Annotated in this window: 17 protein-coding genes; 12 read left to right on the forward strand and 5 right to left on the reverse strand. The window is 62.0% G+C overall.

Annotated features, from left to right (window positions below; genetic code table 11):
* Positions 1 to 58 precede the first annotated feature (58 nt).
* The 5 genes from nuoM (at position 59) to MRK42_RS12240 (ending at position 7,381) form a co-directional block, all read left to right on the forward strand.
* Complete coding sequence (gene nuoM, locus MRK42_RS12220; protein WP_338610161.1) at positions 59 to 1,597, forward strand: NADH-quinone oxidoreductase subunit M; 1,539 nt, start codon at positions 59 to 61, stop codon at positions 1,595 to 1,597.
* On the forward strand, positions 1,594 to 3,057 hold the full coding sequence (gene nuoN / locus MRK42_RS12225) for an NADH-quinone oxidoreductase subunit NuoN (protein WP_216992524.1): 1,464 nt from the start codon (positions 1,594 to 1,596) through the stop codon (positions 3,055 to 3,057). The genes nuoM and nuoN overlap by 4 nt, the downstream gene beginning before the upstream one ends.
* A 208-nt stretch (positions 3,058 to 3,265) precedes the next feature.
* Positions 3,266 to 4,399, forward strand: a complete 1,134-nt coding sequence (locus MRK42_RS12230; protein WP_338612479.1) for an FIST C-terminal domain-containing protein — start codon at positions 3,266 to 3,268, stop codon at positions 4,397 to 4,399.
* Complete coding sequence (locus MRK42_RS12235) at positions 4,396 to 5,838, forward strand: HD domain-containing phosphohydrolase (protein WP_338610163.1); 1,443 nt, start codon at positions 4,396 to 4,398, stop codon at positions 5,836 to 5,838. Before MRK42_RS12230 ends, MRK42_RS12235 begins: the two co-directional genes overlap by 4 nt.
* Before the next feature lies 1 nt (position 5,839).
* The gene (locus MRK42_RS12240; protein WP_338610165.1) at positions 5,840 to 7,381 is read left to right on the forward strand and encodes an HD domain-containing phosphohydrolase; all 1,542 of its coding nucleotides are present in this window, start codon (positions 5,840 to 5,842) and stop codon (positions 7,379 to 7,381) included.
* A 46-nt stretch (positions 7,382 to 7,427) separates the two neighbouring features.
* Here MRK42_RS12240 and MRK42_RS12245 read toward each other — a convergent pair whose 3' ends face one another.
* The 4 genes from MRK42_RS12245 to MRK42_RS12260 form a co-directional block, all read right to left on the reverse strand.
* A complete protein-coding gene (locus MRK42_RS12245; RefSeq protein WP_216992527.1) occupies positions 7,428 to 9,320 on the reverse strand; it encodes a DEAD/DEAH box helicase in 1,893 nt (630 codons plus the stop codon).
* Positions 9,321 to 9,500: 180 nt separating this feature from the next.
* A complete protein-coding gene (locus MRK42_RS12250; RefSeq protein WP_338610168.1) occupies positions 9,501 to 9,962 on the reverse strand; it encodes a hotdog fold thioesterase in 462 nt (153 codons plus the stop codon).
* Between the two features lie 89 nt (positions 9,963 to 10,051).
* Entirely contained in the window at positions 10,052 to 10,540 is a 489-nt protein-coding gene (locus MRK42_RS12255) for a hypothetical protein (protein WP_026457003.1), read from the reverse strand.
* Positions 10,540 to 13,611 (reverse strand): FAD-binding and (Fe-S)-binding domain-containing protein, encoded by a 3,072-nt coding sequence (locus MRK42_RS12260; protein ID WP_338610171.1) that lies wholly within the window; start codon positions 13,609 to 13,611, stop codon positions 10,540 to 10,542. The genes MRK42_RS12255 and MRK42_RS12260 overlap by 1 nt, the downstream gene beginning before the upstream one ends.
* A 168-nt stretch (positions 13,612 to 13,779) precedes the next feature.
* On the opposite strand from MRK42_RS12260, the gene MRK42_RS12265 reads away from it, so the two are divergent.
* From MRK42_RS12265 to MRK42_RS12275, 3 genes are all read left to right on the forward strand, one after another.
* Complete coding sequence (locus tag MRK42_RS12265) at positions 13,780 to 14,706, forward strand: cation diffusion facilitator family transporter (RefSeq protein ID WP_026456425.1); 927 nt, start codon at positions 13,780 to 13,782, stop codon at positions 14,704 to 14,706.
* 286 nt (positions 14,707 to 14,992) lie between these two features.
* Complete coding sequence (locus MRK42_RS12270) at positions 14,993 to 16,528, forward strand: TerC family protein (protein WP_338610174.1); 1,536 nt, start codon at positions 14,993 to 14,995, stop codon at positions 16,526 to 16,528.
* 167 nt (positions 16,529 to 16,695) lie between these two features.
* Entirely contained in the window at positions 16,696 to 17,811 is a 1,116-nt protein-coding gene (locus tag MRK42_RS12275) for an alkene reductase (RefSeq protein ID WP_338610176.1), read from the forward strand.
* A gap of 111 nt (positions 17,812 to 17,922) precedes the next feature.
* On the opposite strand, the gene MRK42_RS12280 is transcribed toward MRK42_RS12275, so the two are convergent.
* Positions 17,923 to 18,957 carry an adenosine deaminase gene (locus tag MRK42_RS12280; RefSeq protein WP_338610178.1) on the reverse strand — a complete coding sequence of 345 codons (1,035 nt, stop codon included), beginning with the start codon at positions 18,955 to 18,957 and terminating at the stop codon, positions 17,923 to 17,925.
* Positions 18,958 to 19,143: 186 nt separating this feature from the next.
* Here MRK42_RS12280 and MRK42_RS12285 point away from each other — a divergent pair, with 186 nt between their 5' ends.
* The 4 genes from MRK42_RS12285 (at position 19,144) to asnB (ending at position 23,876) form a co-directional block, all read left to right on the forward strand.
* Entirely contained in the window at positions 19,144 to 19,893 is a 750-nt protein-coding gene (locus tag MRK42_RS12285) for an HAD-IIA family hydrolase (protein WP_026456419.1), read from the forward strand.
* A gap of 55 nt (positions 19,894 to 19,948) precedes the next feature.
* Positions 19,949 to 21,553 (forward strand): cation:proton antiporter family protein, encoded by a 1,605-nt coding sequence (locus MRK42_RS12290; protein ID WP_338610180.1) that lies wholly within the window; start codon positions 19,949 to 19,951, stop codon positions 21,551 to 21,553.
* An 86-nt stretch (positions 21,554 to 21,639) separates the two neighbouring features.
* Complete coding sequence (locus MRK42_RS12295) at positions 21,640 to 22,005, forward strand: cupin domain-containing protein (RefSeq protein WP_225632020.1); 366 nt, start codon at positions 21,640 to 21,642, stop codon at positions 22,003 to 22,005.
* Positions 22,006 to 22,211: 206 nt separating this feature from the next.
* Positions 22,212 to 23,876 (forward strand): asparagine synthase B, encoded by a 1,665-nt coding sequence (asnB, locus tag MRK42_RS12300; RefSeq protein ID WP_338610183.1) that lies wholly within the window; start codon positions 22,212 to 22,214, stop codon positions 23,874 to 23,876.
* Positions 23,877 to 24,061: the final 185 nt, after the last annotated feature.

Raw genomic sequence — 24,061 nt, forward strand, 5'->3', positions numbered from 1 at the left:
CCTTCCCCGATGAAACGGGGGACGCAACCTCATATGAACTTGAACGAGAGCTGATACCGTGACCTTACTCTGGATCTTGTTAATTCCCTTTATCGGCGGCGTGATCTGCTGGCAGATGGAGCGCCTCGGCGAGCAGTTCGTCCGCTGGGTGGCCTTGCTCTCCATGGGTGCCAGCCTGCTGCTCGCCTGCGCCATCTGGCTCGGAGGGGATTTCTCCCTCGCCACCACGGCGCTCGACAGCGGCACCACTCTCGCCCCCGCCTGGGCCGCCGAGTGGCGCCTGCCCTGGATCCCCCGCTTCGGCATCTCGCTGCACCTGGCGGTGGACGGCCTGTCGCTGCTGATGGTGATGCTCACCTGTTTTATCGGGGTGCTGGCCATCCTCTGCTCCTGGAAGGAGATAGTGCAGCGGGTCGGCTTCTTTCACCTCAACCTGCTCTGGATCCTGGGGGGGGTGCTCGGGGTCTTCATGGCGCTGGATCTGTTCCTCTTCTTCTTCTTCTGGGAGATGATGCTGGTCCCCATGTACTTCCTGATCGCGCTCTGGGGTCACTCGGTCACCGACGGCAAGTCGCGGATCAACGCCGCCACCAAGTTCTTCATCTACACCCAGGCGAGCGGCCTCATCATGCTGGTGGCCATCATAGGTCTGGTACTGACCCACCAGCACGCCACCGGCGTCTTCACCTTCAACTATCTGGAGTTGCTCAATACCCCGATGAGCAACAGCGTCCAGTGGCTGCTGATGCTGGGCTTTTTCATCGCCTTCGCGGTCAAGATGCCGCTGGTGCCGCTGCACGGCTGGTTGCCGGATGCCCACAGCCAGGCGCCGACCGCGGGTTCCGTGGATCTCGCGGGGATCCTGCTGAAAACTGCCGCCTACGGCCTGCTGCGCTTCGCCCTGCCCCTGTTCCCCGAGGCCTCGGTCGAGTTTGCCCCCTACGCCATGGTGCTGGGCCTTGTCGGCATCATTTACGGCGCCGTGGTGGCATTCGCCCAGACCGACATCAAGCGACTGGTGGCCTACACCAGCATCTCCCACATGGGCTTCGTGATGATCGCCATCTATTCAGGCAGCGAGTTGGCTCTGCAGGGAGCCGTGGTACAGATGATCGCCCACGGCCTCTCCGCCGCCGGCCTCTTCATTCTGTGCGGTCAGCTCTACGAGCGGCTGCACACTAGGGATCTGCGCCAGATGGGCGGTCTGTGGGGACGGCTGCGCTACCTGCCCGGCGTCATGCTGTTCTTCTCGGTGGCCTCGCTCGGCATGCCGGGCACCGGCAACTTCGTCGGCGAGTTCCTCATTCTTATCGGCAGCTTCCAGGTCGCCCCCGTCATCACTGCCGTGGCCACCTTCGGCCTGGTGCTGGCTTCGGTCTACTCCCTCATCATGCTGCAGCGCGCCTGCTTCGGCCCGGCCAGGAACGAGGGCGTGCTCAAGGGACTCGATAGCCGCGAGCTGACCATGATGCTCACCATCGCAGGCCTCCTGGTACTGCTTGGCCTCTATCCCCAACCCGTGCTCGATACCGCCAGCAGCAGCCTTATCAACGTGCTGCACTGGTATCTGCTGCCGACCGCAGGAGCCCTGCAATGACGTTCACCGCTTCCCAACTGCTGGCCCTGCTGCCCCTGCTGCTGACAACCGGGGCCATGGCGGCCCTGATGCTGGCCATCGCCTGGCGCCGCTGCATCACCACCGCTTATACGGTCACCATCGTCGGCCTCAACCTGGCGCTTTTTTCGCTACCCATCGTGATGGCGCAGGGCGATCAGGGGGTCACCCCGCTACTGCAGGTAGACAGCTACGCCGTCTTCTACATGGGGCTGGTGCTGGTCGGTGCCCTGGCCACCTGCACCTTCGGCCAATCCTGGCTGAAAGCCTATCCGGACAACCGGGAGGAGTTCTTCCTGCTGTTGCTCATCGCCACCGCCGGTGGCCTGGTGCTGGCCTGCTCCCGCCATCTGGCATCGCTCTTCATCGGGATCGAGATGCTGACCCTGCCAATGTTCGGGCTGGTGGGCTACGCCTATCGCGAGCGCCATTCGCTCGAGGCCAGCATCAAGTACATGGTGCTCTCCGCCGCCGCCACCGCCTTCCTGCTGTTTGGCATGGCGCTGCTCTACGCCCAGGCGGGTAGCCTGAGCTTTAGCGATCTCGGCCTGACCCTGGCCCAGAGCCCGGCGCACCATCCCCTGCTGATGGGCGGCCTTGGCCTGATGCTGGTGGGCTTTGCGTTCAAGCTCTCCCTGGCCCCCTTCCACCTCTGGACCCCGGATGTCTATGAAGGGGCACCGGCCCCGGTCGCCACCTTCCTGGCTACCGTGAGCAAGGTAGCGGTGTTTGCCGTACTGCTGCGTTTCTATCTGGCGGTGCCGGCAGCGGCCGACCCCATGATCCACTGGCTGCTGGCGGCCATGGCGGTCATCTCCATCCTCATCGGCAACCTGCTGGCGTTGGTGCAGACCAACCTGAAGCGGATGCTGGGTTACTCCTCCATCTCCCACTTCGGCTATCTGCTGGCGGTGATCGTCGCGAGCCGTTTCGGCCAGATGCCAGTGGAGGCCGCCGGCGTCTATCTGCTGATGTATCTGTTCACCAGCCTGGGGGCCTTCGGGGTGGTGAGCATGATGTCCAGTCCCTATCGCGGCAAGGATGCGGACTCCCTGCACAGCTATCGTGGCCTGTTCTGGCATCGCCCCTACCTGACCGCGGTGCTGACCGTGATGATGCTCTCTCTGGCAGGCATCCCCATGACCCTCGGCTTCATCGGCAAGTTCTACCTCATCGGCGTCACGGTGGAGGCCCGGCTCTGGTGGCTCTCCGGCGCCATAGTGCTCGGCAGCGCCCTGGGGCTTTTTTACTACCTCAAGGTGATGGTGACCCTCTATCTGCGCGAACCCGGTATGCAGCAACGCGATGCCAGCGCCGACTGGGCACTCTCCTCCGGCGGCGTGGTGGTCTTGCTCTCCGCCGTTCTGGTACTGCTGCTGGGGCTCTATCCCCAGCCGGTCATCAGCCTGGTGCAGGGCTTTCAGCAGGTGGTGTTGCAGTAATCCTTCCCCCTCAAACCGGCAGCCCGAGCTGCCGGTTTTCTCTTCCCGCAACGTGTTCCGCTTCGCACGACCTTGCCTGTTTATGCCAGGCAACTGCCCTGCCGCTTTCTTATTCCTGTCATTTTTTCTACTGATATTAATGAGATAGATATCACCTGCCGGTTCTGCTATTGATATGGTTATAAGTGTCTGGAATGGAGTTCAGATGATGAAGCAACAGTATGTTGATCAATTCAGCCCGACAGCACTGACCGCGCTACTGGCCTCCTATCAGGGCACGACGCTCACCCTCTTGCTGGCCGAACAGGATCGGGAGCAGGTCCCTCTCCTGCAGGCGCTATGCAATCGCTTCAGCATTACCCTGGATGGCGCCATCTTTCCCCAGCTGCTCGGCCGGCAGGGCTTGCTCTCCCGGGGCGCCTGGCTGCTGCCCCGTCCACAGCCTTATCACTGCGCTCTGGTTCCCCTTGCCCCCCGGGCCGATGCCGAACAGATAGCCCAAGGGATAACAGAAGCGGTGGAAGCCATGCTGGCCACCTGGTCCGCCGCCACGCCGCCAACCCTGTTTCTCACCTTCGATTGCATGATCCCCAACATCGCCTCGGCCCTGGAGGCGCTCTACCTGCGTCTCGCCAACCGGGTCAACTATGCGGGGGTCAATGCCGGCAGTGGCCAGTTTCAATCCATCCCCTGCCTGTTTGACAACCACAACCAGATCGCAGGCGGGGTCACCTGCGCCCTGCTGCCCTGTGACAGCTTTCCCTTTCTCGAGCATGGTTACCAGCTTTCGGCCCAGCCCATGCTGGCCACCAGCAGCGAAAACAACAAGGTGGCCTTCATCGACTGGCAACCTGCCTTTGGCAAGTACCAGAGCCTCATCGAACAGCATTTTCAGCACACCCTGCAGCCTGAAGAGCTCTATCAGTTTGCCGTGCACATGCCCCTTGGCCTGCTCAGGGCCAATGACGATGTGATCGTCAGGATCCCGGTGGGGGTAACGCAGGAGGGGGCACTGCTCTGCACCGGCGAGGTACCGGATCACAGCATACTGACCCTGCTAAGAGCGCCAGAGAGCACGAGCGAACATGCCACCGCACTGGCCACTCGCCTCGCCCGTCAGCAAAATCTGACACCGGTGCACCTGCTGGAGGTCTACTACTGCGCGGGAAGGCAGCTTCACTTCGGGGAGCAGAGCGCCGCTGAGCTGGCGACCCTGCTAAGCGCCTCGGGGGCTGGCGAGCTGGCCGGAGCCCTCTCCCTTGGCGAGATTGGCAACGTGCGCCGCGGGGATTATCCCCAGTTCCATAACGGCGCCATTCTGTGCAACGGGGTGCGGCTATGAACAAGGATCATGCCATGGCCATCGTCTGCGATCTGGCGCTCTGCATCGGTCGCGAAGTGACGCTGGATGCCCTGCTCACCAAGGTGCTGCAGCGCTTCATGTACCACTGTGGTACCCCGGTCGGCATGGTGCTGGAGCATGATGAGGCGGGTTACCGGCTGCTCAAGGTGATCGGCGATGATGCCCTTAACCGGCAGTGCGGCAGTTCCTTGCCGCTGCCCTCATGGCTAGACGAGGGAGACGAATGCATCCTGCCGCATCCGCTCCCGCTGCCTGGCCGGCGCGTTTACCATCATGTTTATCGCCTCAAGGTGGAGGGGGGATATCTCATCCTGCTGCTCTCGTTGCAGCAAGAACCCGCCCACGCCATGTGCCAGCTGTTCAACCCCGTGCTCGGCAACCTAGCGCGCGCCATCCGGCTGTGCAAGGACAGCGAACAGCTCGCCCTGCGCCAGCAGGCCGAGCTGCAGGATCTTCAGCACTTCAATCAATCCCTGCTCAAGGCGATCCCCATCCCGGTCTTCTATCAGGATGTCGAAGGGCACTTTCTTGGCTGCAACCCGGCCTTCAGCCAGCTGAGCGGCATCAGCAAGAGCGACCTGCTGGGTCAGCGGGCCGAGGATCTGCTGCCCAAAAACCTGACCAGAGCCTACCTCGCCAAGGATGCCGAGCTGCTGCGAAACCGCCAGCCCCAGCGCATCGAGCTGAAGTTGCCCAATGTTCACGGCCGCTACTATGAAATGATCTGCTTCAAGGATCTCTTCTATGACCATCAGGGGACGATCGCTGGCATGATAGGGGCCCTGGTGGACATAACCCTTCTCAAGGAGAGCGAACAGCACCAGCGCGACCTGCTGTTTCAGACCATTTCCGCCCTCTCCAGCGCCATCACCCACAAGGAGCGCAACAGTGCGGGGCACGAGCTCAGGGTGCACGACCTGGCGCTGGCCATCGGCCAGGCAATGCAGCTTTCACAGGACAGGCTCGACGGACTGGGACTCGCGGCCATGGTGCACAACATCGGCCTGCTGCAGATACCAAGCGAGCTTATCACCCGTCCCCGTGAACTCAGACCCGTGGAGTTCGCCCTCATCAAGCAGCATCCCCAGGCCGGGTACGAGATCCTCAAGCAAATCGACTTTCCCTGGCCGATCGCCACCATAGTGTTGCAGCATCACGAGAATCTGGACGGCAGCGGCTACCCCAACGGGCTCACGGAGAGCGCCATCTGCCTCGAGGCCAGGATCATCCGGGTAGCCGACTCCCTGATGGCCATGACAGCCCATCGCCCGTTTCGGCGCGCCATGCCACTGAGTGATGCCTTTGCCGAGCTCACCCGTTATGCCGGTATCCATTACGACGAGAGCGTGGTCAATGTCTGCCTCTCGCTCTGGCAATCCGGCTATGGCTTCACCCCACAGATGGACAAGGCAGGATAGTATGAGCGACATCCTGATCCCAACGCCGGCCCTGGCCGCACTGCAGGCCCCGGGTTCCGTCAAGCTGCTGATCCAGTTGATGGATCAGCTGCCATACCGGATCCTGCTCAAGGATATCCATTTCACCTATCTGGTCTGCAACCGCCTGCTGGCCAGTGATCTCGGCCTGCCGGTCGAGCAGATCACCGGCAAGCACGACGAGGACTTCTTCCCGCCGGAGCTGGTGCAGCGCTATCGGGAGAATGACATCCGGGTCATGACCCAGCAGGTCAATCATCACGCCGAAGAGCCCTACCTCAAGGGCGGCGAGTCCCGCTGGCTCAGTACCACCAAGTTTCCCCTCTATGATGACGAGGGAACCGTGGTCGGCGTCGGGGTTTTCTTTGAAGACATTACCGAGCAAAAAGAGCAGCAACTGAAGCTGCAGCAGCTCAGCTGGACCCAGCAGGCCATCAGCCGTGCCCACCACGCCCTGCTCAAGCCGGGAGATACGCATCTGTTGCTGCAGGATCTCTGCGACGCCATCACCTTCGATGGCCGCTTCCCGCTGGTGGCCGTGTTGCAAGCCGCGCCGACCCAGGGTCAGCCCCCTCTCGTGCTGGCCCGTGCCGGTTATGCCGAGACACTGGAACAATCGCTCTGGCTGCAGGATAAGCCTCTGGAGCTGGCAATCCGTGAGCAGCGGCACCTCAACCAGCGCCTGCCCGACAACGAGCCCGCCCTCCTGCGTGCTCGCCTGCTGGTACCGCTGCTCTTGCAGCAGGATTTGGCCGGCGCCCTGGTCATCCACAGTGATCAGGCCAGGCTTTTTAGCCGGGAAGAAGAGGAGCTCTTCATCCAGCTGACCGACTATCTCGCCTATGGTCTGCAGGCCCGCCATACCCAGCAGGCCTACCAGAGCTCCCAGCAGGAAAAGATATTGCACGCCCGCCAGCTGGAGCTGGCACTGGAAGATGCCCTGGGCGCCATCGCCGCCGTGCTGGAGCAGCGGGATCCCTACACCGCCGGCCACCAGAAACATGTGGCCAAGCTGGCCCACGCCATCGGCCGGGAGCTGAAGCTGGAAGAGAAGCAGCTGCGCGGCATCTATCTGGGGGCCATGGTGCACGACATCGGCAAGATCCAGGTCCCCGCCGAGATCCTCACCAAACCGGGCCGCCTCACCCAGCTTGAGTTCGAGCTGGTCAAGGAACACCCGGCGATCGGCTATCAGGTGCTCAAGGACATCGCCTTTCCCTGGCCCATCGCCCGGATGATCCACCAGCACCACGAGTACCTCGACGGTTCCGGCTACCCGCAGGGGCTCAAGGGCAACGAGATCCTGCTGGAGGCACGCATCCTCACGGTCGCCGACATAGTGGAGTCCATGTCCTCGGATCGCCCCTATCGTGCCTCTCTCGGCATCCCCCAGGCCAGAGAACAGATCATCCAGATGCGCGGCACCCAGCTCGATGCCGAGGTGGTCGATGCCTGTTTGCGGATCCTGGATCGCGGCGACTTCGTCCCCTTGCAACTGGGCAACCCCGCCATTGCAAACGGATAAAAAAAGGCCGCTCGATGAGCGGCCTTTTTGATGGTCAATTCAGGGATCAGCTGTCGCGGCGTTTGCCACCGAACTTGCGCTTGTCAAAGCCGCCTTCGCGACGGTCTTTGTTGAACGGGCGGTCACCCTGCGGGCGGCGATCCTTGTTGAAAGGACGGTCGCCACGGAACGGACGATCACCGCGCGGCGGACGGCCACCGGTGTTGCCGCCGGCAGGCACTTCGGTGTAGCGGGTAATCTGCAGCGGACGCTGGCAGACACGGGCCTTCTTGATCACTTCCAGCACCTCGGCGCTCATGCCCTTGGGCAGATCGACGGTGGAGAAGTCATCGGCGATATCGATGTTGCCGATGAAGCGGCTCTCGATGTTCGCTTCGTTGGCGATGGCACCAACGATCTGGCCCGGCTTGACGCCGTGGTGGGCACCCACGTCAACGCGATAGCGCTCCATCTCCACGTCCGGGTTGTCTTTGAGCGGACGCGGCTCGAGAGACGGCATACGACGGGCAGGACGATCACCACGGTCGTGGAAATCGCGGCCACCGAAGTCACGGCCACCGTCACGACGGTCGAAACCACCGCGATCGTTGTTGCTGAACAGCGGATCCGGCACGGATTCATCCAGCAGCAGCGGCTGATCACCCTGTACCAGCTTGGCCAGGGCCGCAGCCAGCTCCAGCGGATCGGCAGAATCTTCTTCGATCAGCTCGTTCACCAGGTTGTGGTAGATCTCGAGCTCTTCACCCATCATGGTTTCGCGGATGCGCTCCTTGAACTTGGCCAGACGGTGCTGGTTGATGTCCTCGGTGCTCGGCATCTTCATCGGCTCGATGGCCTGACGGGTAGCGTGCTCGATGGCGCGCAGCATGCGGCGCTCGCGCGGAGCCACGAACAGGATGGCTTCGCCTTTACGACCGGCACGACCGGTACGACCGATACGGTGTACGTAGGATTCGGTGTCGTACGGAATGTCGTAGTTCACCACGTGGGTGATGCGCTCGACGTCCAGACCGCGGGCGACCACGTCGGTGGCGATCAGGATGTCCAGCTGGCCCTGGCGCAGCTTGTCGACGGTACGCTCACGCAGCTTCTGCGGGATGTCGCCGTGCAGGGCTTCACAGGCGTGACCGCGGGCGGCCAGCTTGCTCGCCAGCTCTTCAGCGGCATTCTTGGTACGCACGAACACCAGCAGGGCTTCGTAGGATTCGACTTCCAGCAGACGGGTCATGGCGTCCAGCTTGTGCAGACCGGTCACCTGCCAGTAGCGCTGGCGAATGGTGGTCGCGGTGGCAGTCTTGGACGCGATCTTGATCTCTTTGGGCTGCTTCAGGTGCTTCTGAGCCACACGACGGATCTGCTCCGGCATGGTGGCGGAGAAGAGGGCAACCTGACGACCGGCCGGGCACTGATCCATGATCCAGTCCACGTCGTCGATAAAGCCCATGCGCAGCATTTCATCGGCTTCGTCCAGCACCAGAGCTTTCAGGCCGGAGAGATCCAGGTTCTTGCGACGGATCAGATCCATTACGCGGCCCGGGGTACCCACGACAACCTGGGCACCGCGACGCAGGGCGCGGGTCTGGGTTTCGTAAGAGGAACCACCGTAGATGGGCAGCACATGGAAGTCCGGCATGTGGTGAGCGTAGCGTTGGCACGCTTCGGCTACCTGCAGGGCCAGTTCACGAGTCGGCGCCAGCACCAGGATCTGGGTGTTGCGGTTACCGGCTTCCAGACGTGACAACAGAGGCAAGGCAAAAGCAGCGGTCTTCCCTGTACCGGTTTGTGCCTGCCCCAGCAGATCGTGCCCAGCCATCAGGTGGGGAATTGCTGCGGCCTGGATGGGAGACGGGCGCTCGTAGCCCACGTCCTGGAGCGCTTTCAATACAGGCGCGGCCAGTCCAAGCTCACTAAAAAGGGGCAGTTGTTCGGTATCAGACATAGATTCTTCCAGATTAAGGCAGGCGGCTAACACCGCGGAATAGCAAAAAGGCGGCGATTATAGCGCCACTTTGTTCTGCTGTCTTGAAAAATGTGATAAGCCTCTCAAGACGTTGGCAATTATAGAGGGATCTGACGAGTATGGCTTGCTTATTTTGCACTCATGGTGCGTTATTGCAGATCACGCTTCGCCGGAGTCCTTGCTCCGCTTGTGCTTGAGCACCGCCATGGTGAGCCGGCTGGTGCACAGCAAACGTCCCCGTTCATCCCGAATTTCAATCTGCCACACCTGGGTCGTCGCCCCCAGATGCAGCGGCGAGCAGCGCCCTGTCACCACCCCTTCCCGCTTGGCGCGCAGATGATTGGCGTTCACCTCCAGTCCCACGCAACAGCTGTCTGGCCCCACCGCCATATTGGCAGCCAGGGATCCCAGCGTCTCCGCCAACACCACGGAGGCGCCGCCGTGCAGCATGCCAAGGGGCTGATGGGTGCGGTGATCCACCGGCATGGTGGCCTCCAGCCAGTCGGGGCCAAAGTCCGTGTAGACGATATCGAGGTGGGCCATCAGGGTATTGCGGGAGGTGGCATTGAGCCCCTCAAGGCTCATGGATTTACGCCAGATGGGGGTCGTCTCTTGACTCATGAGAACAGGACTCCTTGTGATTCATTGCAGCGAAGAAAAACGCCCCGAACCAAATGATCCGGGGCAACAAAACAGAAAAAACGCCTCGCTCACCAGGGATAGGTGACGCCGGGCCACTCGGACCAGGGTATCTCCCGCCCCGGCAGGCGGGGATGCTGCCAGCGCCACACCTGCGCCAACCAGTCGCGTAGCTCGGCCTCCAGTTCGGCATCGCTCAGGGGCGCCTCGGCCACTTTCCAGAAAAAGAGCTCCACCTCCACCTCCGGCAGCACCGAGGGATAGAGGTAGACCCCGCCCCAGAACTCGGGCTCCCGGTCCGGGCTCCAGAGGCCATAGGCAAAGGAGCGCTTGGCCAGAAACTCCGACTGTTGCCACTCCAGGTCACCTTCGTGCTGGCTCAGGCTGAAGTTGGCCGAGGGCCAGGCATCATTTGGCCGAAACAGCTGATGGAGCTGCTCCCGCTCGCGCAAGATGGCGACGAACTCCACCGCCGCCTGACCCAGGGTCGCGGGCAGCAGCAGGAACCGGGGCGTCCGGTAGGCTTTGGGGACCCGAAACCGTTTGGGAAAACGCAGCATCAGAGCAGTTCCAGCAAAGCCTGCAGCGGATGCCTGAGCTTCTCGCCCTCCATCCGCTTGACCTGGCTGCGGCACGAATAACCGGTGGCAAGGCAGCGCCCTTGCGGCAGGCGAGCAAGCGGCTCGGCCCAGCTCAAGGCGTAGATGCCTTTCGAGTTCTCCACCTGTCTGGCGTCGTGGCCATAGGTGCCTGCCATGCCGCAACAGCCCACCGAGACCGGCTGCAGGGTAGCGCCAAAGCGCTTGAACAGGGTACTCCAGTCACCGTGGGTGGAGGGCTTGGCAGTCTTCTCGGTACAGTGGGCGAACAGATACCAGGGCTCGGCGTCACTCCCCTCACCCGCATTCCCCCCGCCAGCAGGCAGCTTGTCTGCCGGCAACGAGAGTAGCCACTCCTGGGGCAGCATCACCTGAAACTCGCCGCGTGCCGGCCCCAGGGCCTTGGCATACTCGTCGCGATAGCAGAGCACCATGGCCGGATCCACCCCCACCATGGGAATGCCGAGGGCCGCCACCTTGTTGAGGAACTGGGCGCTGCTGGCCGCGGTACGGGCAAAGCCGCGCAGGAACCCCTTGACGTGCTGGGGCTTGCCGTTGGGCTTGAAGGGCAGCAGATAGGGCTGGTAGCCGAGCTTGCCGGAGAGCTTGACCAGATCCCGCACCAGGGGGGCTTCGTAATAGCTGGTGAAGGGATCCTGCACGATCAGCACCACCTTCTGGCGCTGCTCGGCGCTCATGGCTTCTAGGCCGGGCAAGTCGAAATAACGGGCACGGTTGTCCCGCAGTTCGTCGGCCAAGGTCGGCACGCTCACCAGCGGCACATCCACCATGCCGATGCTCTTCTCGGTCGCCTTCTGGACCCACTCCTTTTCCAAGAAGAAGTTGACCAGCTTGGGCGCCCTGGCAAGCCAGGGGGTGTAGCTCTCGACCGTACCGATGACATAGTCCTTGGGACTGCGCAAATATCGTCCATGGTAAAGCTGCATAAAGCGCGAGCGGAAGGTGGGCACATCCACCTTGATGGGGCACTGGCTGGTGCACGCCTTGCACGCAAGGCACCCCTCCATCGCCTCCATCACCTCGTGGGAAAAGTCGTACTCCCCCCTGTGTTTGCCCCAGCTGTTGCGCACCTTGTCCACCAGCTGCTTGAAGCGCACGCCGCCCGATTGCAGTGCCACTTCTTCGGCCAGCGGATCGAACCCCTGCTCCGCCAGCTGGCGCAACCATTCGCGCATCAGGCCGGCACGCCCCTTGGGGGAGTGGCGCCGGTCGCGGCTGATCTTGACCGAGGGGCACATGGGGGAATCGGTCTCGAAGGTGAAGCAGAGGCCATTGCCGTTGCAATCGAGGGCCCGGGTGTAACTTTCCCGCACCGCCACCGGGATCTGGCGGTCGAACTTGCCACGCTTGGGCCCGTCCACCGACACCAGCTCGGCGCCGCTGCCATAAGGCATGCAGATCTTGCCCGGGTTGATGCGGTTCTGGGGATCGAAGGCCCCCTTGACCCGCTGCAGCTCCTTCCACAGCTCGCCAAAGAAGGCGGGGCTGTATTCGGAACGAAAACCCTTGCCATGCTCCCCCCACATCAGGCCGCCATATTTGGCGGTGAGCGCCACCACCTGATCTGAGATACGCCGCAGCAATACCTCCTGCTCCGGGTCGCACAAGTCCAGCGCCGGACGCACGTGCAAGACACCGGCATCCACGTGGCCGAACATGCCGTAGTCGAGGCCGTGGGCATCGAGCAGGGCGCGAAATTCCATGATGAAATCGGCCAGGGATTCCGGCGGCACGGCAGTGTCTTCGGTGAAGGCCACCGGCTTCTTGCGCCCCTCGGCGTTACCGAGCAGTCCCACCGATTTTTTGCGCATGGCATAGATGGTCTCGATGCTCGGCAGGTGATCGCACACCTGATAGCCGATGATCCCCGCCTCCCCTTGAGCCAGCAGGTCGTCGATGCGGCGACACAGCTCGGTCACCTTGGCCTGGTGCTCGGTCTCGTCGGTATCGGCGAACTCGACGATGTTGAGCCCCTGCAGATCCTTGCCGGGCACATCCTGAATCAGTTCCTTCACCGAATGCCAGATGATGTCGGCCCGGGCCAGCCCCAGCACCCGGGAGTCCACCGTCTCCACCGACAGGGCCTGCGCCTGCACCATAAAGGGGGCATTTCTGAGCGCAGAGGGGAAACTGTCGTACTTGACGTTGACGAGCGTCCGATAGCGCGGAATGGGGGTAATGTTGAGTTTGGCCTCGGTAATAAAGCCAAGAGAACCTTCAGAGCCGCACAGCACCCGGCTCACGTCCAGGGTGTCGCTCTCCGGCTGATAGAGGTGCTTGATATCGTAACCGGTCAAAAAGCGGTTGAGCTTGGGGAAGGTGGCCTCGATGTCGGCGCGCCGTTCGCGGCCGATACGATAGAGGGTGCGATAAATATCCCCCTCGCGATTCTCAAGGGCCAACTTGGCTTCAAGACGCGAGCCGCTCAGCGGCTCGGTGGCCATGATGTCGCCGTTTTCCAGCACGGCCTTGAGGCCCAACACGTGATCCGAAGTCTTGCCGTAGACGAGCGATCCCTGCCCCGAGGCATCGGTGTTGACCATGCCGCCCAGGGTGGCGCGGTTGGAGGTGGAGAGATCCGGCGAGAAGAAGTAGCCGTGGGGTTTCAGATAGGCGTTGAGCTGATCCTTTACCACCCCGGCCTGGGCCCGAACCCAACCCTCTTCCAGATTAATTTCCATGATCTGGTTCATATGGCGCGAGAGATCGACGATAATGCCGCCGCCCAATGACTGGCCATTGGTGCCGGTGCCGCCGCCGCGAGGGAAGAAACTCAGGGTGGCAAACTCCGGTGCACCGGCCAGCTTGAGCATCGCCGCTATGTCATCCGCACTGCGCGGATAGAGAACCGCTTGAGGTACGACCTGATAGACGCTGTTGTCCGTCGCCATCGCCAGCCGGCTTGCATAAGACTTTTCGATATCGCCACGGAATGCGCTGCGCCCCAATGAGTCAAGGAACTGCAGGGTTGTGGCTGACAAACTGTCCTGGTAATCGAGTCTCGGGATCATGAATCCTTGTTCCCTTTATTTGCTTGATGCCGGAACTCCGGCGACAACGACTGGCCCACTGCCTCTCTGGGCACTCCGGACCAGCCCGCTCACATGTGAGCGGGCAGTATATCAGCTCAAAAATCCCTTGCGCGGGCAAAATATTCACCATTTGAAAGGAGGATTGTTATGGCTCACCACAGCCATGTTATCAGTACGCTGGTCACTACAGAGAAACAGGCCCTGACCCTGTCGCTGTTCGGCTGCATCTCGTTTGCGCTGTTCGGCATCGGTTACGGCCTCTTCGTCGGCTCCAACGCCATCATGCTCGATGGCATCTTCACCCTGTTCAGTATGGGGATGACGGGCCTGGGACTCGTCACTGCCTATCTCGTTACCCGCCCCTCCGATGAGCGCTTCCAGTACGGCTATGCCCACTTCGAGCCCATCACCAACGTCATCAACGGCGTCATCATTCTGCTGCTTTGTCTCGGGGCCCTCTACAGCGGCATCACCACCCTGCTTGAGGGAGGACGGGAGATCGATCTCGGCCACGCCCTCATCTATGCCGCCGTCTCCACCTTCTTCTGCGCCATCATCTACCTCATCGAGGCCGACGTGGCCGAGCGGGTCGACTCCGAGCTGGTGCGGGTGGACTCCAAGGAGTGGCTGGTGGATACCCTGCTCAGCGCCACCCTGCTCATCGGCTTCGTGGTGGCCATCGGCCTCGATGCCATCGGCTACGGCCACTACAACCGCTACATAGACCCGGTACTGGTCTCTCTCTTGGCCCTGTGCGCCACCCTCATCCCCATCAAGGTGCTCGGTCGCAACCTGCGGGAAGTATTGAAAATCGCCCCAAGGGGGGATGTCTCGCAGCGCGTCGCCCGGGAGGTGGACGCTCTGCGCCAGCGCTATGGCGTCGAGTGCTACAGCCACCTGGCGAAAAGCGGTCGTCGTTTCGATCTCGAACTCAACATTCTGGTGGCGCCGGATCAGGAGTGGCCCGTCGAACGTCAGGATGCCCTGCGCCAGGAGCTCTGGTCCCGCCTCGGCGATACCCTGGGGGACGCCTGGCTGTCGGTCTGTTTCACCCGCGAGAAGCGCTGGTTGTAATCGCCGCTGGGGGGAGGCGGCCCGTCGCCTCCCCCGTGTCATCACATCTTCATGCACTCCCTCTTGCCAAAACGGCGCTAGCCGTTATCATCAGGGCTCACTTTTAACCCGAGGTTTTATTGCCCATCATGGACAATCCCCGAAGTCGTCCTTCGTTTACTCCCGTCAAACTCTCTCTTTACCTGCTTCATCCGCGCCTCTGAATAACGTCATTGCCTTGCTGTCACCACGGCCCCACTTGCCGTGTCCACCGTTCGTGCTGTCTGTTTTTTATTGAGGTCATAACATGGAATTTCTGCTGGATCCCCACATCTGGATCGGTCTCTTTACCCTGATCGTTCTGGAAATCGTGCTGGGGATCGACAACCTGGTCTTCATCGCCATCCTGGTGAAAAAACTGCCTCCCGCCCAGCGGGACAAGGCCCGCGTCATCGGTCTGTCGCTGGCGCTGATGATGCGTCTGGGACTCTTGAGCGTCATGTCCTGGCTGGTCACCCTGACCACTCCCATCCTGCATATCTGGGATCACCCCTTCTCCGGTCGGGATCTCATCCTGATGGGGGGCGGCCTGTTCTTGCTGTTCAAGGCTACCTCCGAGCTCCATGAACGGCTGGAGGCCAAGCCCCAGGAGGATGGCCCGGTCGGCGCCTACGCCAGCTTCGGCGTGGTGATCGCCCAGATCCTGGTACTGGATGCGGTCTTCTCCCTGGACTCCATCATCACCGCCGTCGGCATGGTGGATGAGCTGTGGGTGATGATGGCCGCCGTGACCATCGCCATGGTGGTGATGGTGCTCGCTTCCAAACCGCTGACCCGCTTCGTCAACGCTCACCCGACCGTGGTGGTGCTCTGCCTGAGCTTCCTCTTGATGATCGGCTTCAGCCTGGTGGCAGAAGGGTTCGGATTCCACATTCCGAAGGGCTACCTCTATGCAGCCATCGGCTTCTCTGTGCTGATCGAGTTCTTCAACCAGCTGGCCCAGCGCAGCGCCCGTCGCCACGAGGCCAAACTGCCCCTGCGCGAGCGCACTACCGCCGCCATCTTCAAGCTGATGGGCAGCAAGGCCTATCAGGAGACGCCGGATGACGACGAGGATGCCGCCCCCGCAGCGCCGGTGAGCTTTGGCGAGGAGGAGCGCTATATGGTGACCGGTGTGCTGTCGCTGGCCGAGCGCTCCATCCGCACCATCATGACCCCGCGCTCTGACGTGGCCTGGATCGACATCAACGACTCGGCGGACGATATCCGTGCCCAGCTGCAACAAGAGCCCCACAGCCTGTTCCCCCTCTGTGACGGGGATCTGGACGAGATGATCGGGGTGGTGAAGGCGCGCGACCTGCTGTTTGCCCTCAACGAAGGGCAGCCCCTGAGCGAGCTGGCCAAGCAGAACGACCCCATTATCGTGCCCCAGACCATCAACGTGATCCGGCTGCTGGCGGAGCTGCGCCAGGCGCGCGGCAGCCTCATCCTGGTGGCCGACGAGTTTGGCATCATCCAGGGGCTGGTCACTACCCACGATCTGCTGGAGGCCATCGTTGGCGAACTGCCGGACGAAGACGAAACCCCGGACATGGTGCGCGATGGCGAGGGCTGGCTCATCAACGGCAGCACCAACATCCACCATGTGGAGCAGGTGCTGGAACACGAGGGATTGGTGAGCGAGAGCGACGAATACGTGACCCTTGCGGGCATGTTGCTCTCCCACTTCGGCACCCTGCCGGCCCCGGGCCAGCAGATGCAGCTGCAGCAGCTCTGCTTCGAGGTGCTCGAGGTGAGCGAGCGTCGCATCGAGCGGGTACGGGTGACGCCTGCCGCGATCTGATCTTCACACTGTCAACAAGAGGGCCTGCGGGCCCTCTTTTTTTATGTCCGGGCGACAGAAAGCCCCGAATTGCTGCTCTGAGCGCAATTCAATGGTGCAATCCCCCCTCTTTTTCACAACAAACCGGCGCAGTAGAGTGGCCCCACTTCCACCATGAGGAACTCAAGATGAGCCAGGATCACCTGTTCTGCCCGCTGCGCCTCGGCCAGCTGTACCTTAACAACCGCATCGTCATGCCCCCCATGACCCGCTCGCGCGCCAGCCAGCCCGGCGACGTGGCCAACGCCATGATGGCCACCTACTATGCCCAGCGCGCCAGTGCCGGCCTCATCATCAGCGAGGGCACGCAAGTCGATCCCATGGGCAAGGGTTATGCCTGGACACCGGGGATCCACAGTGCCGAGCAGGTCGCCGGCTGGCGGCTGGTGACCGATGCCGTGCACGCCAAGGGGGGCACCATGTTCGCCCAGCTCTGGCACGTGGGCCGGGTTACTCATCCGGACAACATAGGCGGCGCCCAGCCCCTCTCTTCATCGGCCATCAAGGCTGAAGGGGTCAAGGTGTTCGTCGATAACGGCAGCGATGCCCCCGGTTTCGTCGAGACGGTCACCCCACGCGCCATGACTCGGGAAGACATAGCGACGGTGATCGAGCAGTTCCGCCAGGCGGCCCGCAACGCCATGCTGGCGGGCTTTGACGGCATAGAACTGCACGCCGCCAACGGCTACCTCATCAACCAGTTCCTCGACTCCGAGTCCAATGCCCGCACCGACCAGTACGGCGGCTCGCTGGAAAACCGGCTGCGTTTCCTCAAGGAGGTGACCGAGGCGGTCGGCCGCGAGATCGGCATGGCGCGGGTCGGGGTGCGCCTTGCGCCCCTCACCACCCTCAACGGCACTGTGGATGCCAACCCGCAGGAGACCTATCTGGCCGCAGCCCGGATGCTGGGTGAGCTCGGTATCGTCTACTTGCACATCGCCGAGGCGGACTGGGACGATGCCCCCTTGATGGCGGAGAGCTTCAAGCAGGGGTTGCGGAACACCTTCCCCAACACCCTCATCTACGCCGGCAAATACGATGGCGCGCGGGCGCGGGCCGCCCTTGAGGCGGGTTGGGCCGACATGATTGGCTTTGGTCGCCCCTTCGTGGCCAACCCCGACCTGCCCGAGCGGCTGCGCCGCGGCTATCCCCTTGCCCCCCACGATCCCGCCACCCTGTTTGGCGGCGGCGAACAGGGGCTGACCGACTATCCCGTCTATGGCAAGGAGGACGTCCCAGCCTGATCCCCAACAATGGTTCAGCCGCACTCCCCGCCAATAAACCGTTCACCCATAAAAAGACCCGCCAGCGATGGCGGGTCTTTGTCTTTCTCTTTAGGCACAACGTGGATGAGCTCAGCTCAGGCTCACCCCGTGACTGGCAGCATAAGTGCGAATATCCCGGGTCAGGCGCGCCTTGTCGGCCAGGCTCAGCCAGCTCGCCTCCACGGCATTTAGCGACAAGCGGCCAAGCTGGCTCGCCGTGGCCCCCAGCTCGTCTGCCAGCGCCTGGAAGTTGGCGTTCATGTAGCCGCCAAAATAGGCGGGATCGTCCGAGTTGATGGTGACGCAGAGCCCCTGCTCCAAAAGCCGCAGCACATTGTGGTGGGCCATCTGGTCAAACACCTTGAGCCGGGTGTTGGAGAGGGGGCAGACGGTCAGCGGCAACCGGGTATCGGCCAGATAGCGCAGCAGCTCGGGAGCGTCCGCCGCGCGTACCCCGTGATCGATGCGACACACCTCAAGCTCCCTGATGGCCTGCCAGATGTACTCCGCAGGCCCCTCTTCGCCTGCGTGGGCCACTACCGGCAGCCCCAGCTCGCGGCAGCGCGCATACACCCGGGCAAACTTGCCTGGCGGGTTGCCCTTCTCCCCCGAATCGAGCCCGATGCCGTGAATGCGTGAAAGGAAGGGCTCGGCCTCGCGCAAGGTGGCGAAGGCCTCCTCTTCGCTCAGGTGGCGCAAGAAGCTCATGATGAGCCGCCAGCTGATGCCAAACTCCTTCTCCCCTGCCTGCATCGCCCGCTCAATCCCCCCCTGCACGGTGGCAAAGGGGATGCCGCGAGCGGTGTGGGTTTGCGGGTCGAAGAAGATCTCCACGTGCCTCACCTTGTCGGTGGCACAGTGCTCGAGATAGGCCCAGGTGAGATCGAAGAAATCCTGCTCGGTCACCAGTACGCTGGCCCCCAGGTAGTAGAGGTCGAGGAAGGATTGCAGGCAGTCAAAATCATAGGCGGCACGCAGGCTCGCCACGTCTGGCCAGGGCAGTGGCACCCCGTTGCGCCCGGCCAGTTCAAACATCAGCTCGGGTTCGAGGGTGCCCTCGATGTGGAGGTGCAGCTCCAGTTTGGGCAGATCGGCAATAAAGTTGCTGGCAGCAAGGTTATCCATGTCGGTCACTCCATCAGCACGTTGAGTCCGGAGTCTGCCTCTCCACCAAGCTGACCCCCTGGTTGTTTTATTGTGCACCCAAGTTGCGCGACGGGGGAGACATGTCATCAAACAGACTTATAATGGCGTCACAAAAATCATAATTGATTGAACATATTAGGTTCTGCGCCCCGACAAGGAGTTTTCATGAAGAAGAACGTCATCTGTGACATCGACGGTGTCATCCTGCACAACAACGACCTCATCCCCGGCGCCGATCGCTTCGTTCATCGCCTGCTGGAGCAGGGCAGCAAGCTTCTGTTCCTCACCAACTACCCGGCCCAGACCCAGAAAGATCTGCAAAATCGCTTCCGCTCCGCCGGGATCGAGGTGCCGGAAGAGTGCTTCTACACCTCCGCCATGGGGACCGCCGACTTTCTCAAGCGCCAGGATGGCAAGAAGGCCTATGTGATCGGCGAAGGGGCCCTGACTCACGAACTCTACAAGGCCGGTTTCACCATCACCGACATCGACCCCGACTTCGTGGTGGTGGGCGAGACCCGCAACTACAACTGGACCATGATGCAGCAGGGTGCCAAGTTCGTGGATCAGGGAGCCCGCTTCATCGCCACCAACCCGGATACCCACGGTCCCCTGATGCACCCGGCCTGTGGCGCCCTGTGCGCCCCCATCGAGCGGATGACCGGCAAGAAGCCGTTTTACGTGGGCAAGCCGAGCGCCTGGATCATCCGGGCGGCGCTCAACCGGATGGAGGCCCACTCCGACAACACCCTCATCATCGGCGACAACCTGCGCACCGATATTCTGGCGGGCTTCCAGGCCGGCCTCGAGACCGTGCTGGTACTCTCCGGGGTGAGCAAGGTGGCGGATATCGACCGCATGCCGTTTCGGCCGAACCACATCTTCGACTCCGTGGTCGACATCGATATCGTCTAACCCCCAACCAAGGATATGAAGAGGGCAGGCCGGCCCTGCCCTCGCTGGAACTGACATGGAACCAATTCTTATCGCCGTGGCTTTTGGTTGCGGCATGCTGGTCAACCTCATCGGGTTGCCTCCCCTGCTCGGCTTTCTCGCCGCCGGCTTTATCCTCAACGGCATGGGCTATCAAAATACCCCGGCCCTCAGCGAAGTGGCCGATCTCGGGGTGACCCTGCTGCTCTTCACCATCGGCCTCAAGCTCAACGTCAAGACCCTGATGCGGCGCGACGTCTGGGGCACCACCAGCGTACACCTGCTGTTCTCCACCCTGCTCTTTACTGTGGTGCTGCTGGTCTGCAAGGGGCTGGGGCTGGAACTCGCCCTGTCGCTCAACTGGCAACTCGCGATCCTGCTCGGCTTCGCCCTCTCGTTTTCCAGCACCGTGTTTGCGGTCAAGGTGCTGGAGGAGCGCAGCGACATGAACGCCCTCTATGCCCGCCTCGCCATCGGGGTGCTGGTCATGCAGGATGTGTTCGCGGTGGCATTTCTGGCGTTTTCCAGCGGCAAGTGGCCCAGCATCTGGGCCCTCTGGGTGCTGGGGTTACCGCTGCTGCGCCCCCTGCTGTTCAAGCTGCTGGAGCGGGCCGGTCACGGCGAGCTGCAAGTCTTGTTCGGCGTCTTCCTGGCGCTGGTGGTAGGGGCCGCCGGCTTTGAGGTGGTGGGGCTCAAGCCTGACCTTGGGGCCCTCATCATCGGCATGATGCTGGCCTCCCACCCGGCGGCGGCGGGGCTGGCCAAGGCGCTGTTCAACCTCAAAGACCTCTTTCTCATCTGCTTCTTCCTGACCATCGGCCTCAACGGCCTGCCGACCCACGACACCATGCTGCTGGCCCTGGTGCTGGTGCTGGCCTTGCCCCTCAAGAGCGCCCTCTACTATCTGGTCTACAGCGGAGCCCACCTGAGGGTGCGCACCGTACTGCTCTCCACCCTGGCGCTTAGCAACTTCTCGGAGTTCGGTCTCATCGTCGCGGCCATCGCCGCCAAGGCGGGCTGGCTCTCCCACGAGTGGCTGGTGGCCGTCTCCCTGGCACTCGCCGCCAGCTTCATGATCTCCGCCCCTCTCAACAGCCAGAGCGAGCGGATCTATCACAAACTCGGCGGCTGGCTGAAGGGATTGCAGGCTAGCAACCTGCACCCCGAGGACAGACCCATCGAGCTGGGCGATGCCGAGGTGATCATCCTCGGCATGGGACGCATTGGTCAGGGGGCCTACTTCGAGCTGGAGAACAAGTATGGCAACGTCATCCTGGGGGTGGAGAACGACAGCGAGAAGCTGCCGACCCTGCGTGCCCAGGGGATGAACGTCATCGAGGGGGATGCCACCGATACCGACTTCTGGGACAAGGTGCTGCTCTCCAACCAGGTCAACCTGGTGCTGCTGGCCATGCCCCACCACTCGGGCAACCTCTACGCCATCGAGAAGCTGCGCAGCCACGGCTTTACCGGCAAGATTGCCGCCATCGTGCGCTTTGAAGATGACATCGCCTCCCTCACGGAACAGGGGGTGGATGCGGTATTCAACGTCTACAACGAAGCGGGCAGCGGCTTTGCCCGCCACGTGATCCATCGCCTGCAACCCCTGTCAGATCTTGGCAAGGATGCACGCTTCGTTTAACGTAAGCGCAACCCCGTTTAATAAAACAAACAACCGCGGGGCTTGGATGGCCCCGTTTTCAATTCCCCCACAGACAAGGATGCCCCATGAAGACCCTCAACGACTGGGTACTGCTCGATCGCAACGACCCCGCCCCCACCCCGCTGATGCCCGCCCCCGAGCGCATTAGCGCCGGCAACCCCAGCCAGACGGTGTGGAACCACTACTCCGATGCCAGCCAGCAGTTTCACGTGGGATTCTGGGCCTGTGAGCCCGGGCGCTGGGCCGTGCACTACACAGAACACGAGTATTGCCAGCTGCTGGAGGGCGAGGTGGTGATCCACGACAGTGAGGGGGGCCAGCTTGCCCTCAAGCCCGGCGATCAATTCGTCATCCCCGCCGGCTTTGTCGGGCAGTGGGAGACCCTCACCCCCTGTCGCAAGGTCTATGTGATCTTCGAACCCGCCGCCTGACGTTCACGTCAACCTCATCTCCTTTTCCCGGCGACCGGACGGGTCGCAACTCTCCCCCACCGGCTTGACGCTTACGGCATGATTTTCTGCGGTTTTCCCGCTTGCAAAAGGGTTTTCCGCTAGGCATTGTGATTGGCGAGGAATGTAAATGGAATTTCGAGCCCAAACGTGGGGGGCTCATATAAAAATCAAGAGGATTACCGCCAATGTGTTCTATTTTCGGCATTCTGGACATCAAATCCGATGCAGCAGCCCTGCGCAAATCGGCGCTGGAGATGTCCAAGCGACTTCGTCACCGCGGGCCTGACTGGTCCGGCGTCTACAGCTCCGACAAGGCCATTCTGGTGCATGAGCGCCTGGCCATCGTCGATCCGGGCAATGGCGCCCAGCCGCTCTACAACCCCGAACGCACCCATGTGCTGGCGGTCAACGGCGAGATCTACAACCACAAGGAGCTGGAGAAGAACCTCAAGGTCGACTTCCAGTTCCAGACCTACTCCGACTGCGAGGTACTGCTCGCCCTCTACAAGGAGAAGGGCCCGGCATTTTTGGACGATCTCAACGGCATCTTCGCCTTTATCCTCTATGACGTGGAGCAAGACGCGTATCTCATCGGCCGCGACCACATGGGGATCATCCCCCTCTACACCGGCCGTGACGAGCACGGCAACTTCTATGTCGCCTCCGAGATGAAGGCGCTGGTGCCGGTGTGCAAGAGCGTCGAAACCTTCCCGCCGGGACACTACCTGTGGAGCAAGGATGGCGAGCTTAAACAGTGGTACAAGCGCGACTGGATGGAGTACGGCGCGGTCGAGCACAACCAGAGCGACAAGGCGGAGCTCAAAGCCGCGCTGGAAGCGGCGGTCAAGCGCCAGCTGATGTGCGACGTGCCCTACGGCGTACTGCTTTCAGGCGGTCTGGACTCCTCCGTCATATCAGCCATCACCAAGCTCTACGCCGCCCGCCGGGTGGAAGACGATGGCAAGAGCGAGGCCTGGTGGCCCCAGCTGCACTCCTTCGCCGTCGGCCTGGAAGGCTCGCCGGATCTCGCCGCCGCCCGCAAGGTGGCCGATCACCTGGGCACCATCCACCACCAGATCCACTTCACCGTGCAGGAAGGCCTGGATGCCCTGCGCGACGTCATCTATCACCTCGAGACCTATGACGTCACCACCATCCGCGCCTCCACCCCCATGTACCTGATGGCGCGCTACATCAAGGCGATGGGCATCAAGATGGTGCTCTCCGGCGAAGGCTCCGACGAGCTGTTCGGCGGCTACCTCTACTTCCACAAGGCACCGAACGCCCGGGAGTTTCACGAGGAGACGGTGCGCAAACTCTCCGCTCTGCATCTGTATGACTGCCTGCGGGCCAACAAATCCATGGCCGCCTGGGGCGTGGAGGGCCGTGTGCCCTTCCTCGACAAGGAGTTCATGGATGTGGCGATGCGCCTCAACCCCGCGGACAAGATGTGCGGCAAGGGCAAGATCGAGAAGCACATCCTGCGCGAAGCCTTCGAGGATCTGCTGCCCCATGAAGTGGCATGGCGCCAGAAGGAGCAGTTCTCCGACGGCGTGGGTTATTCGTGGATCGACAGCCTCAAGGCCATGGTCGAGCAGGAAGTGACGGATCAGATGTTCGAGGCGGCGGCGTTCCGCTTCCCCATCAACACCCCGCTCACCAAGGAGGCGTACTACTACCGCGCCATCTTCGACGAGCACTTCCCGCTCGAATCTGCCGCCCGTACCGTGCCCTACGGCAAGTCGGTCGCCTGCTCCACGCCAACGGCCCTTGAGTGGGATGCCAAGTTCAAGGAGATGGCAGACCCGTCAGGTCGCGCCGTGATGGACGTCCACCAGCAGGGTTACTAACCCACTGACCAATGCAACCAAACAAGCGACCGGATAACGCCAAATAGCAAGAGCCCTTCACCATGGTGAAGGGCTCTTTATATAGGCTATGGAAGTATTGCATGGGATACCCCAGCTCCTCATGCAAGCAGACTTTGACATTCACCTCCTTCCCGTAGTGTGTAGTGGTCAACTAAATCTAGACT

The organism is Aeromonas sp. 19NY04SH05-1, assembly GCF_040581895.1.
In the GTDB taxonomy this organism is placed as follows: Bacteria; Pseudomonadota; Gammaproteobacteria; order Enterobacterales; family Aeromonadaceae; genus Aeromonas; species Aeromonas enteropelogenes.